Source organism: Paraburkholderia bengalensis (assembly GCF_037126505.1).
In the GTDB taxonomy this organism is placed as follows: domain Bacteria; phylum Pseudomonadota; class Gammaproteobacteria; order Burkholderiales; family Burkholderiaceae; genus Paraburkholderia; species Paraburkholderia bengalensis.
The window spans coordinates 14,155-26,618 of record NZ_JACFYJ010000005.1 but is presented as its reverse complement, the minus strand read 5'-3'; the positions used below and the strand labels follow the sequence as shown (position 1 = coordinate 26,618).

Here is a 12,464-nt window from a genome sequence, read left to right as displayed (position 1 = left end):
ATGACGGTCGAATTGACCGGATACGCTGGTGTGGTCGCGGGCAATGCGCCACCTCATGCGCAACGGGCAAGGAGACGGATGTGGATCTGATTGAAATGGCGAAGAAATCGGGCATGCAGGTGTTGCTGGATGCGCAGATCGGCAGTCAGATGTATCACAGCGTCTGCGGGCCGCTTTCTTCGTTGCAGCGCTTCGCCGATGAGGTGGGCAAGGCACTCGCCGCGGAAGCAGCGCAACGCGCGGCGAGTTCGGCGGCGCAGACCTGAGCGCGGCTGCGGCGGCGTATCAGCGAACGGTGTTGGCTGGCGCGGTGCCGTTCGCCGGGTGGTCCGATAGTCGCCGCGAGTTCGCGTCGTTGCGAAACAGCACCGGCTGTTCGCCGGGCGCGAGCGTCGCCGGACGCTGCGCCGCCTCGCGCACCACACGCACGACCTTCTCGTGTTCGGGCGACTTGTCGCACACCGGGTCGGCGTTGGCGGGGTCGAGCGTCAGCAGATAGGCCTGGCAGCGGCAGCCGCCGAGATCCCGGGTCTTTTCATCACAGCTTCGGCAAGGCTCCTTCATCCAGTCGAAGCCTCGAAAGCGGTTGAACGCATCGCTGTCGTACCAGATCTGCGCGAGCGGCGTGTCCTTCACGTTCGGAAACGCGAGGCCCGGCAGCGAGCGCGCCGCGTGACAGGGGAGCGCGGCGCCATCGGGCGCGACGCCGAGAAACACCGAGCCCCAGCCGTTCATGCAGCGCTTGGGCCGCGTTTCGAAGTAATCGGGCACGACAAAAAAGATCTTGCAGCGATTGCCGATTTCTTCCCGGTAGCGCTCCACCACGGCTTCCGCCTCGCGCAACTGTTCGGCCGTCGGCATCAGCTGCGCGCGGTTCGCGTGCGCCCAGCCGTAGTATTGCGTGTTCGCAAGCTCCAGATACTCAGCGCCCATCGCGAGCGCCATGTCGATGATCTTGTCGACGTGCGGCAGGTTGTAGCGATGCAGCACGCAGTTGAGCACCATCGGAAAGCCATGCGCCTTGATGGCGCGCGCGACGCGATTCTTCAGATCGAATGTGCGGGTGCTGCTCAGAAAGTCGTTGAGTTCCTGCGTCGAATCCTGAAACGACAGCTGGATGTGATCGAGCCCGTTGGCCTTGAGCGTGTCGAGACGCGCATCCGTCAAGCCGATTCCCGATGTGATCAGGTTCGTGTAGAAACCCAGTCCGCGCGCTTCGGCGACGAGCGTGTCGAGATCGTCGCGCATCAGCGGCTCGCCGCCGGAAAAGCCGAGTTGCGCGGCGCCGAGCTTGCGCGCCTGCTGCAACACGTCGAGCCATTGCGCGGTGCTCAATTCGTCGCGGTGTCCGGTGTAGTCGACCGGGTTGTAGCAGAACGCGCAATGCAGCGGGCAGCGATACGTGAGTTCCGCCAGCAGCCACAGCGGCGGACCGACACCGCTCGCAGCCGGCGCATGTTGCGGCGCATTTTTCCGATCCGCCAGCGCGCTGTCGCTCATGTCGTCACTCCAGCCAGCCGCGCAGGCGCGCGTGCTCGACGAAGGCTTCCACTTCCGGCGCAATGCCTTTCGCGTTGAACGCTTCCTCCAGTTCAGCGACGAGCGCAGGCAGATCGCGCGTGCCGTCGCAGCGCAACAGGATCTGCGCGGCGCTCTGATTCAGCTTCACCATGCCTTCGGGATAGAGCAGCACGTGCGCATCCTGCGCGGGCTCCCATTGCAGGCGAAACAGGCTGCTCAGTTTCAGCCCGTGCTGTTCGCCGCGTTGCGCGGTGGGGTCGGTCGTCGGCGTGTTCATGCGGGAAAGGCCTTTTCGATCGCGTCGAGCATCGTCCAGAGAATGTCGAGCTTGAATTGCAGGATCTCCAGCGCGCGCTCCTGCTGCTCGCGCGTGCGGAAATGATCGAGCGTCACGGCGAGCCCATGTTCGACGTCGCGTTGCGCGAGCGAAATGCGCGAACGGAAATACGTCAGACCTTCGGGCTTGATCCACGGATAGTGCGCTGGCCACGTCGAGAGACGGTCCTTGTGGATCTGCGGCGCGAAAATCTCCGTCAGCGACGAACACACGGCCTCCTGCCACGGCGCGCGCCGCGCGAAATTCACATAGGCGTCGACAGCAAAGCGCACGCCGGGCACCACGTGTTCGAGCGACCACAACTCGTCGCGCGACAGCCCCACGGCATCGCCGAGCCGCGCCCACGTTTCGATGCCGCCTTCGTCGTCGCCATAGCCGTCGTGATCGAGAACGCGCAGCACCCAGCGGCGGCGCGTTTCGCGGTCAGGACAGTTCGACAGGACGGCTGCATCCTTAAGCGGTATGTTGATCTGGTAGTAGAAGCGGTTTGCAACCCAGCCGCGAATCTGCTCGCGCGAGCATCCGCCGCTGTTCATCTTCACGTTGAACGGATGATGAATGTGGTACGCCTGACCCTTCGCGCGCAATTGCGCCTCAAATGCTTCGCGTGTCCAGGCCGGGCCGATGTCGCCTTTCAAATTCATCGATCGCATCTCCTCGCGTGATGTTGTGGCGCGTTGTGCGGCTTACAGTTCGAACAGCATCCCGTCGTGCGCCACTTCGATGCCATGCTGTGCAAGCAGCTGCCTTTGCGGCCCGTCGTCGATCAGGATGGGATTCGTGTTGTTGATATGGATGAGCACCTTGCGCGCGTTCGGCCGGTCGAGCGAATCGAGCACGTCGATCATGCCGCCTGGTCCCGTTTGCGCGAGATGGCCCATATCGGCGGCCGTCTTTTTTGACAAGCCGAGTTCGATCATTTCATCGCCGGTCCACAGCGTGCCGTCGACGAGCAGCAAATCGGCGCTGCGCATCGCGTCGCGAATGTGCGGCTCGAGCGTGCCGAGTCCGGGCGCGTAGAACACGCGCTTGCCCGATCGCGGCGCCGTCAGCAACAGGCCGATGTTGTCGCCGCGCTGCGGCGCCGCGCGATGCGGCGAGTAGGGCGGCGCCTTGCTCGATAGCGGCAGCGCTTCGATGCGCGCGCCCGGCAGCGCGGCAATCTCGAACGGGCCGGCGTCGATGGGAATCGTGTGCCGCTCGATTCCGCAGTAATGCGACAGGATGGAAGCGATGGGAAAGCCTGTCGACAGGTCTTGCCATACGGCGTCCGTCGCGTGCAATTGCAGCGGCGCGCTGTTTTCGCGCAACATCAGCAGGCCCGTGACGTGATCGATCTGCGCGTCCATCAGCAACACGGCCGCGATGCCCGTATCGCGCGCGCGACGCGCCGGCTGCAATTCGGGGCTGGCGGCGATCTGCGCGAGGATGTCGGGCGACGCGTTCACGAGCAGCCACGCCACGCCGTCGACGCTCACGGCAATCGACGACTGTGTGCGCGGTTGCGCCGCGATCATGCCGTGGCGCACGCCGTCGCAATTGCGGCAGTTGCAGTTCCACTGTGGAAAACCACCGCCCGCCGAGGAGCCGAGCACCTTCACCTTCATCATCCAAACGCTCCGAAAAGGCCCGTCGATCAGGCCGCGCTTGCCGGTGTGAAGCGCCATCGCGGGACGCCGTCGGGATGTGTTTCGTGGATGAGGCGCGAGTGCCGACGGTGGCGAGGCGAACCAGGAGTGCGGCGCGGCGCCGCGCGAATCTTGCAAACGGGAACGCGCAAACCGCATCGCAGGAAACAGATGGGGCCGCTGCGCGTTGCACGAAACGGCCCCTGCCAGGCTAACGCGTGGCGATATACATCGTGACTTCGAAGCCGAAACGCATATCCGTGTAGCCAGGGGTGGTCCACTGCATAGTCGTCCTCCTTTCGCGATGAAAAGTGCGGTAAAAACGGCGGTTCCATCGCAACGGGCGCCTTCGTGCGGCACGCCCATCGCGTCGGCCCATGTTGCTGTCGCAACTGTCGTACCAGCTGCCAGCCAAACGGGAAGAAAATGTCGAAGACCGGTTCCGTTCCAGCTTACGCGCCTTACAGCAGCGCAACGGCAGCCAGATGGGTCGCACGAGCCGATTGCCCATTGTGGACGCATTTTTCATTCGATGCACGCGACGCCCGGCCGCCCAAGGGGGCGAATCCGGGCAAAAGCGTCGGTCCGTGCAATGCGCGCAACCGCGACGCAAAAACAAAACGGGCTTGCCAAACCGGATGAACCGGCAGGGCAAGCCCGTTTTTCAGATCAGCGAGCAAGGCTCAGCAGCACTTTCCTGCGCCGCCGCCGTATCGCGCGGACTGGCGCTCGCGGAAAAATTCCTCGTAGCTCATCACGGCGCCGTCGGGGTGCGTCTCGCGCATGTGCGCGACGTAGGTCTCGTAGTCGGGCAAGCCGACCATCAGACGCATCGCCTGCCCGAGATAGCGCCCCGCGTTGCGCACGTCGTCACGCAGTGTCGAGAACATCGCGCGCTCCGCTCAGTGCGTGCCGCTGGCGCGCTGGCCTGCGGGCAGCATTTCGAACGGCGTTTCGCGCACGGTCGGACGCTCGGCGCGGCGCGCGCGCAGCACGGCCAGCACGCCATACACGACCACGCTGACGACGACGAACATGAAGAGGCCCGCCAGCGCCGCATCGACGTAGTCGTTGAACATGATCCGATGCATCTGTTCGATCGATTTCGCCGGCGCGACGATCTTGCCTGCGTCGGCAGCGGCGCCGAGCTTCGCGGCGTGCGCGAGGAAGCCGACCTTCGGATTCGCGTCGAAAATCTTCTGCCAGCCTGCCGTCATCGTGCAGATCAGCAGCCAGGCCGTCGGCACGAGCGTCACCCATGCGAAGCGCTCGCGCTTCATCTTGAACAGCACGACCGTGCCGAGCACCAGCGCAATGCCCGCGAGCATCTGGTTCGAGATGCCGAAGAGCGGCCACAGCGTATTGATGCCGCCAAGCGGATCGACCACGCCCTGATAGAGGAAGTAGCCCCATGCGGCGACGCACAGTGCCGTCGCGATCAGGTTCGCGGGCAGCGATTCCGTGCGTTTGAGTGCAGGGTGGAACGTGCCGAGCAGATCTTGCAGCATGAAGCGGCCGGCGCGCGTGCCTGCATCGACGGCCGTCAGGATGAAGAGCGCTTCGAACAGGATCGCGAAGTGATACCAGAACGCCATCATCGCCTGACCTCCGATGACCTGATGGAGGATCTGCGCCATGCCGACCGCGAGCGTCGGCGCGCCGCCGGCACGCGCAACGATGGTCGTTTCGCCGACAGCCTTGGCGGTTTGCGTCAGCATGTCCGGCGTCAGCACGAAGCCCCACTGCGAGACGGTCTGCGCCACGGCGTCGGGCGCGGCGCCGAGTACGGCGGCGGGCGCGTTCATCGCGAAGTAGATGCCCGGCTCGATCACGGCAGCGGCGACCAGCGCCATGATCGCGACGAACGACTCCATCAGCATCGCGCCATAGCCGATGAAACGCGCGTTCTTTTCGTTGTCGAGCAGCTTCGGCGTCGTGCCCGACGAGATCAGCGCGTGGAAACCCGAGACGGCGCCGCACGCGATCGTGATGAACAGGAACGGGAACAGGTTGCCCGACCACACCGGGCCCGTGCCGTCGACGAACTTCGTCAGCGCGGGCATCTTCAGTTCCGGCGCGACGACGAGAATGCCGATCGCCAGGCCGAGAATCGTGCCGATCTTCAGGAACGTCGACAGATAATCGCGCGGCGCGAGCAGCAGCCACACGGGCAGCACCGACGCGATGAAGCCGTAGCCGATCAGAATCCACGTGAGCTGCGTGCCGCTGAAGGTGAACCAGGCGGCGAGCGCGGGCGAATCATGGACCTGCTGGCCGAACACGATCGACGCCATCAGCAGCACGAAGCCGATGATCGACACTTCGCCGATGCGACCGGGGCGGATGAAGCGCGTGTAGACGCCCATGAAGAGCGCGATCGGAATGGTCGCGGCGACGGTGAACGTGCCCCACGGCGAATTCGTCAGCGCCTTCACGACGATCAGCGCGAGCACCGCGAGAATGATCACCATGATGAGGAACGCGCCGAACAGCGCGATCACGCCGGGCACGGTGCCGAGTTCCATCTTGACGAGATCGCCGAGCGAGCGACCATCGCGGCGCGTCGAGATGAACAGCACGATGAAGTCCTGCACGGCGCCCGCGAACACGACACCCGCGAGAATCCACAGCATGCCGGGCACGTACCCCATCTGCGCCGCCAGCACCGGGCCGACGAGCGGGCCGGCGCCCGCAATCGCCGCGAAGTGATGGCCGAACAGCACGTACTTGTTGGTCGGCACGTAGTCGAGGCCGTCGTTGTGCCGCATGGCGGGCGTCATGCGCTGGCCGTCGAGCTGCAGCACATGATTCGCGATGAAGCGGCTGTAGAAGCGGTAAGCGATCAGATAGACGCAGACGGCTGCAATCACGACCCAGAGGGCGCTGACCTTTTCGCCGTGCGCAAGCGCGATGGTGCCGAACGCGAACGCGCCCAATAGCGCGACCGCCGTCCAGACGAGAAAACTGGATGCCCGGTTCATGGGGAGTCTCCAATGTAGTTTTATACGAAAGCCCGTCAGCGCCCGCTGGCGAGACCCTTTGCAGCGCTTTGGGAGCACGCCGCGCATGGTCGAAGATGTGCCATGCTTTGGGCGTGTAGTATTCGTCGTTGTCGAACGCGCCACAAGCGCACAACTACGTAAGCACGCTACGTAGAATTACGTAGAAGGTCCGACGGGCTTTCCGAAGATGAAACTCAAGGCAAAGATATTTCTGCTGGCAATCGTGCCGTTTCTCGCCGCGATAGCAGGCATTGCATTCGGCGTGCGCCATCAGGCGACGGCGCTCGCGTTCGCGCAGCACGACACGACGCAGTCCGCCTACATGGCCAGCAAGGAGATCGAGTTGCGGCATTACGTCGATCTCGCGACCAGCGCGATCAAGCCGCTCTACGACGAAGCTGGCCACAATGCGCGCGACGACTCGCTGCTGCGCGACCGCGCGCTGGCCATGCTCGAAAAAATGGACTTCGGCCCGGATGGCTACTTCTTCGTCTACGACATGCACGGCCGCTCGCTGATGCATCCGCGCGAGCCGGATCTCGTCGGGCGCGATCTGTGGACGCTGCGCGACCCCGCCGGTTCGCTGACCATCCAGCAGCTGATCGCGGCGGCAGCCGCGGGCGGCGGCTATGTGCGCTACGTGTGGCACCGGCCGTCGACGGGCAAGCTCGCGCCCAAGCTCGGCTATGTCGTGCCGCTGCCGCGCTGGGGCTGGATGCTCGGCACAGGCATTTATCTCGACGATGTGGACACGACGCTGGCGCGCATCGATCAGCGCGCTTCGCTGGACATCCAGCACACGATGCTGTGGATCGGCGCCATCGCGCTCGCGGGTCTTTGTGTGATCGCCGTGTGCGCGCTGGTGCTGAACGTCAGTGAATATCGCAGCGCCGATGCGAAGCTCAAGCGGCTCGCGCAGCAAGTGGTCGAGTCGCAGGAAAACGAACGCGCGCGGCTGTCGCGCGAATTGCACGACGGCATCAGCCAGATGCTGGTCTCCGCGAAGCTGATGCTGGAGTCGGCGCTGGCGCGCTTCGAGTTGAGCGAGCCGCGCGTGCAGCCCGCCGAAGCGGCGCTGTCGACGGGCATCGGGCGGCTGGGCGAAGCGTTGCGCGAAGTGCGCCGCATCTCGCATGCATTGCGTCCTTCGATGCTCGACGATCTCGGTCTCGCGGCGGCGCTGGAGCAACTCACACGCGAGCTGAACACGGAGAGCCAACTGTCGATCGGCTTCACACAGGTCGCGCACGACCACGCCGCACCGTTGCCCGATACCGTCAAGACGGCGCTGTTCCGTATCGCGCAGGAAGCGCTGACGAACATCTTCCGCCATGCGCACGCGACGCAGGCGGCCGTCGCGCTGGATGTGTCGGCCAATCGCGTCACGCTGTCGATCAGCGACAACGGACGCGGCTTCGATGTTGAACGCGTGCAGGCCGATCCGCGCGCAGGTGTCGGCCTGCGCAACATGCGCGAGCGGCTCGAAGCCGTCCACGGCGAATTGCAGCTCGCGTCACGCGAGGGCCATACGCTCGTCACGGCGAGCGTGCCGCTCTTTGCGCGTGAAGCACGTCAGATCGAATTGCAGGCAGACCATTCATGAATAGTCCAACGGGCGCGGCGCGCCTCATTCTCGTCGACGATCACCCCCTCGTGCGCGACGGCTTGCGCGCGCGGCTCGAAGCCGTGCCGGGCTTTGCCGTCGTCGGCGAAGCGGGCAACGCCGAAGAAGCGTTGGCGCTCGCGGCCGAATACGAGCCCGACCTCGCGCTGATGGATGTCGGCATGACGGGCATGAACGGCATCGCGCTGGCGGCGCTGTTTCATGAGCGTTTTCCGGGCATCCGCGTGTTGATGCTGTCGATGCACGACAACGTCGAATATGTGACGCAGGCGGTTCGCGCGGGCGCGAGCGGTTACGTGCTGAAGGACTCGCCGGGCGCGGAGATCATTCGCGCGATCGGCGCGGTGCTGGGCGGCAGGACCTTCTTCAGCGAAGGCCTTGGCGCGCGGCTGATCCAGGCATCGGCGAATCGCAATCCGATCGAACGTCTGACGCCGCGCGAGCGCGATATTCTGGACCAGCTCGCCGAAGGGCTGTCGAGCAAGCAGATCGCGCAACGCAATGGTCTTTCCGTGCGAACCGTCGAGACGCATCGGCTGAACCTGAAGCGCAAGCTCGAAATCGAAGGGCAGGCCGAGCTGATCAAGTTCGCAGTGGAGCATCGGCGCACGGGATAAGGCGCGTTCGCTCCGGCAAACTTTCAAACGCTCAAACGCTCGGGCTGCTTGCGCGTGCCTCATCTTCGCTGCGCGCGGCGTCACTTCTGGGCTTGCGCACCGCGCGCACCTTGCCGCTGTTGCCGCCACCGCAATAGAACCGTTCGCCGCCGTCGCACTCGAGCCCCGACACGATGGTGTTTTCCGGCATGTCTAGCGTCTCCAGCACTTCGCCTGTGTGCGGATCGATATGCCGCAGCTCGCTCTTTTCGTCTTCCCACGTGCCGTGCCAGAGTTCGCCGTCCGCCCACGTCACGCCCGTGACGAACCGGTTGCATTCGATCGTGCGGATAATCGCGCCCGTTTGCGGATCGAGTTGCCGGATCTTACGCTCCTGATACTGGCCGACCCACAGCGAGCCTTCCGCCCATGCGAGGCCCGAGTTGGTGCCGGGCGGCGCGGGAATGGTCGCGACCACGTTGCCCGTCAGCGGCTCGATTTTGCGGATGCTGCCGTCGGCGATCTGATACAGATGCTGGCCGTCGAACGCCGTGCCCGCCGTCGCAGGGACGTCGATCGAGCGCACGGTGGCGCCGCTCGACGGATCGAGCGCGTTCACCTTTTCTCCCGATGCGAACCACACGTTCTGTCCGTCGTACGTGACGCCCGCCACGCTGGCGACGCCCGGAAAAGGTCCATATTCACGCACGATCTCCGCCGCTGAACGCTTCATGCTTTCATCCTCGTGACTGGAAGTTGACTTGACATGCTAGTCGATCGGCAACGGCATGGGGAGTAACAAAGCCGTCGCGAATCCCGGCATGGGCGGCATGGTCCAGCGCCGCGCGCGGCCTTGACCGAACGACTGCACCTTGCCCGCCGACGCGAGCGCGTCGAGCGCGCGCTGCAGCGCGCGCTGCAGCGCGCGCTGCAGCGCGAGTGCGGAGCTCGACCACGATTCGCCGTCGGCGAGCAGCGCGAGCAGCGACGCATGTTCTTCGTCGACGGGGCGCGCGAGCACGACTACCTCGGACGCGCGATGCGGCAGCAGCACGAAACCGTGCTTGGTTGCCGCGATATCGGCGAGCGCGCCGAGCATCGTGCGAAGGCGGCCGATCTCGACGCGCAGCCGCGCGCGATGGGTTTCGTCGGCGTGCTTCATGCGAAAGGCGCGCGCGATGAGCGTGTCGCGCGGCACGTCGGCGGGCCACGCTTGCGCGAGCAGGCGCACAAGCATGAACGGCACGGGGCGCGTGGCGAGCGGCACGACGATGCCTTTCTCGCGCACGGCATAACGGCAGGCATCGATCACGAGCGCATTCGACGCCATCAATGCTTCGACTTCGTCGAGCAGCAGCAGCCGTTCTTCGCCGCGTTCGATCAGGCGTGCGGCGGGCGTGTCGAGCAGGCGCGAGGCGCTCGCGACTTCAGACGCAAGACCGGGAATGCCCGCATGAAGCGCCGCGCGTTGCGCGTTGGCGAGCGCGGTGCGCGCCGTCTTCGTGCGCAGCCGCCGCATCGCGATACCCGCCACGATCAGTGCATGCGCGGCACTCGAAGCCGGCGGAAAAAGCGTGGTATCGAAGCCGTCGAGCAGACGTTCCGCCTCGTCGAGATGTCCGATCAGCAACAGGCGGCGGGCCTGCAGATAGCGCGCGTGTGCGGCATTGACGCGGTCGCCGTGCGCCTCGAGCGTGGCGCGCGCGGCAGCGAGTGTTTTGACAGGCCAGCCGAGATCGCGTGACGCGAGCGCAATGTCGGCTTCGGCGACGATGCATCGCGCGCGGGCCACGGCGTCTTTTGCGCCGAAGGCGCGCGCCGCGCTGCGCACCAGTGCCTTCGCGCGCGGCAGATCGCCGAGCTGCGCCATCGCGATGCCCCGTAGCGCGAGCGCGGGCGCATCGTCGCGCAGCGCGACGCCGTTCAGCGCGCCGAGTGCGTCACCTGCCGCGAGCGCGCGTGCCGCTGCTTTGATCACCAGGTCCATTCGAATCTCGCCACACTTGTCACTCCCGTCGGTCGAATGCGCGAGACTAATCTAGCACACGACATCGGACATTCGACGGAGGGACCCGCGATGATCGTGCACATCATCATGAACGCGGTTGGCGCGACGTTGCGACGGAGCCCCGCGCGAGATGCGACTGCTGCGCCGTTCTCGCAGCGCGCTTTTCCCGGCGCCGCGACGATCGCATTCGCGGCCTGCGCGGCGCTGGCGATTGCATGGGGCGCATCGATATGGTCGCTGTGGGCGATGTCGTCGATGGGTGACGTGCCGATGCCAGGCGGCTGGAACATGTCGATGATGTGGGCGCCCATGTGCGGCCAGAAGTGGCTGCGCGTCGCCGCGTCGTTCGTCGGCATGTGGATCGTGATGATGGTCGCGATGATGCTGCCTTCGCTCGCGCCCGCACTGCGGCGCTATCACGAAGCGCTGGGCCGCACGGGTGCGCGGCGCACGCTGTGGCTCTCTGTGCTCGCCGGTCTCGGCTATTTCTTTGTGTGGGCGGTGTTGGGCGTGGTTGTGTTTGCGCTCGGCAGCGCCTTGATGGAAGCCGCGTTGCGCTTGCCGGCGCTCGCTCGCGCTGTGCCCGTCGCGGCAGGCGTCGCAGTGATGGCGGGCGGCGCGCTGCAGTGCAGCGCCTGGAAAGCGCGCTATCTGGCGTGTTGCCGCGCGGCGTCGGTGGCTCCAAAAATGCGGCGCGGCAGCTACGCGGCGTGGCACCACGGCATTCGGCTCGGCGTGCATTGCATCGCCTGTTGCGCAGGATTGACGTCGGCTCTGATCGTGAGCGGCATGATGGATTTGCGCGCGATGGCGCTCGTCACAGCGGCGCTGACGGCCGAACGATTCGCTCCTTCCGGCGCGCGCGTCGCGCGAGCGATCGGCCTCGCCGTCATCGCGACGGGATGCTCGATGCTCGTGCTTGCTGTAGCAGGCCATTGATGCCGCGCTCACTAACGCGCCGCACCGGCCCGCACCGATCAGATCGACTTCACTTCTCCGCCGTCCATGCGCAGCGTCGACCCCGTCATCCAATGCGCGGCGGGCGACACGACGAACGCCATCAGTTCGGCGATTTCCTCGGGTGTGCCGTAACGCGCGATGCCTGCCTCCAGCGGAAATTTCGCGGTCGCTTCTTCGACACTCATATTGTGCAGCGGCGCCCAATGTTCGAGATACGAGCGGCGGCGTCCCGTCATCACGGGGCCGGGCAACACGCTGTTGACCTGCACGCCGTCGACGATGCCGCGATCCGAGAACGCCTTGGCCAGCGCGACGATCGCCGCGTTGATCGCGCCGACGGCGGCATACGGCGCCTTCGGAAACAGCGCGGAATTGCCGGACATCAGCACGACGGAGCCCGACGCCTGCTTCAATGCGGGCCATGCCGCGATCGTCAGGCGGCGCGCGCCGTGCAGCTTCAGCGCGAGGCCTTGCTCCCACTGCTCGTCGGTCATGTCGAATACGTCGATTTGCGGCACCGCGCCCGCGATGTTGAGCAGCGCGTCGATCCGCCCAAACGACGCCAGCGCCTGATCGACCACTTGCTGCGCGGCATCCGCCAATGACAGATCGATATCGATGGCAAGCGCCTTCGCGCCTGCATCGGTGACGGCGCGCGCCGTCTCTTCCAGATTCTCGCGATTGCGCGCGACGAGCACGAGCGCGCCGAAATCGCGTGCAAGCCGGATCGCCGTCGCGCGGCCGATGCCCTGGCTCGCGCCCGTGACGATTGCTACCTTGCTGGACAT

14 protein-coding genes are annotated in these 12,464 nt (G+C 65.4%); 4 read left to right on the top strand and 10 right to left on the bottom strand.

Features of this window, described 5'->3' with window-relative positions; all coding sequences use genetic code 11:
- The first annotated feature begins 80 nt into the window (after nt 1-80).
- The gene (locus H3V53_RS04775; protein ID WP_054923079.1) at nt 81-266 is read left to right on the top strand and encodes a hypothetical protein; all 186 of its coding nucleotides are present in this window, start codon (nt 81-83) and stop codon (nt 264-266) included.
- 19 nt (nt 267-285) lie between these two features.
- On the opposite strand, the gene pqqE is transcribed toward H3V53_RS04775, so the two are convergent.
- The 7 genes from pqqE to H3V53_RS04740 form a co-directional block, all read right to left on the bottom strand.
- On the bottom strand, nt 286-1,500 hold the full coding sequence (gene pqqE, locus H3V53_RS04770; RefSeq protein ID WP_336596957.1) for a pyrroloquinoline quinone biosynthesis protein PqqE: 1,215 nt from the start codon (nt 1,498-1,500) through the stop codon (nt 286-288).
- A 4-nt stretch (nt 1,501-1,504) separates the two neighbouring features.
- The gene (pqqD, locus tag H3V53_RS04765; protein WP_336596956.1) at nt 1,505-1,798 is read right to left on the bottom strand and encodes a pyrroloquinoline quinone biosynthesis peptide chaperone PqqD; all 294 of its coding nucleotides are present in this window, start codon (nt 1,796-1,798) and stop codon (nt 1,505-1,507) included.
- Nucleotides 1,795-2,502 carry a pyrroloquinoline-quinone synthase PqqC gene (gene pqqC, locus H3V53_RS04760; RefSeq protein WP_336596955.1) on the bottom strand — a complete coding sequence of 236 codons (708 nt, stop codon included), beginning with the start codon at nt 2,500-2,502 and terminating at the stop codon, nt 1,795-1,797. Before pqqC ends, pqqD begins: the two co-directional genes overlap by 4 nt.
- A 42-nt stretch (nt 2,503-2,544) precedes the next feature.
- Nucleotides 2,545-3,465, bottom strand: coding sequence for a pyrroloquinoline quinone biosynthesis protein PqqB (gene pqqB, locus H3V53_RS04755; RefSeq protein ID WP_336597075.1), 921 nt, complete (start codon nt 3,463-3,465; stop codon nt 2,545-2,547).
- Between the two features lie 232 nt (nt 3,466-3,697).
- A complete protein-coding gene (pqqA, locus tag H3V53_RS04750; RefSeq protein WP_082426903.1) occupies nt 3,698-3,772 on the bottom strand; it encodes a pyrroloquinoline quinone precursor peptide PqqA in 75 nt (24 codons plus the stop codon).
- A gap of 397 nt (nt 3,773-4,169) precedes the next feature.
- The gene (locus H3V53_RS04745) at nt 4,170-4,376 is read right to left on the bottom strand and encodes a CstA-like transporter-associated (seleno)protein (RefSeq protein ID WP_054923083.1); all 207 of its coding nucleotides are present in this window, start codon (nt 4,374-4,376) and stop codon (nt 4,170-4,172) included.
- A 12-nt stretch (nt 4,377-4,388) separates the two neighbouring features.
- The gene (locus H3V53_RS04740) at nt 4,389-6,467 is read right to left on the bottom strand and encodes a carbon starvation CstA family protein (protein WP_336596954.1); all 2,079 of its coding nucleotides are present in this window, start codon (nt 6,465-6,467) and stop codon (nt 4,389-4,391) included.
- Nucleotides 6,468-6,675: 208 nt separating this feature from the next.
- Here H3V53_RS04740 and H3V53_RS04735 point away from each other — a divergent pair, with 208 nt between their 5' ends.
- A complete protein-coding gene (locus tag H3V53_RS04735; RefSeq protein ID WP_336596953.1) occupies nt 6,676-8,091 on the top strand; it encodes a cache domain-containing protein in 1,416 nt (471 codons plus the stop codon).
- Entirely contained in the window at nt 8,088-8,729 is a 642-nt protein-coding gene (locus tag H3V53_RS04730) for a response regulator transcription factor (protein WP_336596952.1), read from the top strand. The genes H3V53_RS04735 and H3V53_RS04730 overlap by 4 nt, the downstream gene beginning before the upstream one ends.
- 31 nt (nt 8,730-8,760) lie before the next feature.
- Here H3V53_RS04730 and H3V53_RS04725 read toward each other — a convergent pair whose 3' ends face one another.
- Complete coding sequence (locus tag H3V53_RS04725) at nt 8,761-9,441, bottom strand: Vgb family protein (RefSeq protein ID WP_336596951.1); 681 nt, start codon at nt 9,439-9,441, stop codon at nt 8,761-8,763.
- A gap of 36 nt (nt 9,442-9,477) precedes the next feature.
- Nucleotides 9,478-10,695, bottom strand: coding sequence for a helix-turn-helix domain-containing protein (locus tag H3V53_RS04720; RefSeq protein ID WP_336596950.1), 1,218 nt, complete (start codon nt 10,693-10,695; stop codon nt 9,478-9,480).
- 90 nt (nt 10,696-10,785) lie between these two features.
- On the opposite strand from H3V53_RS04720, the gene H3V53_RS04715 reads away from it, so the two are divergent.
- The gene (locus H3V53_RS04715) at nt 10,786-11,655 is read left to right on the top strand and encodes a DUF2182 domain-containing protein (RefSeq protein ID WP_336596949.1); all 870 of its coding nucleotides are present in this window, start codon (nt 10,786-10,788) and stop codon (nt 11,653-11,655) included.
- A 38-nt stretch (nt 11,656-11,693) separates the two neighbouring features.
- Here the strand turns inward: H3V53_RS04715 and H3V53_RS04710 are convergent, their stop codons facing one another.
- Nucleotides 11,694-12,464: an SDR family oxidoreductase gene (locus H3V53_RS04710; RefSeq protein ID WP_336596948.1), complete on the bottom strand. Its 771-nt coding sequence runs from the start codon at nt 12,462-12,464 to the stop codon at nt 11,694-11,696.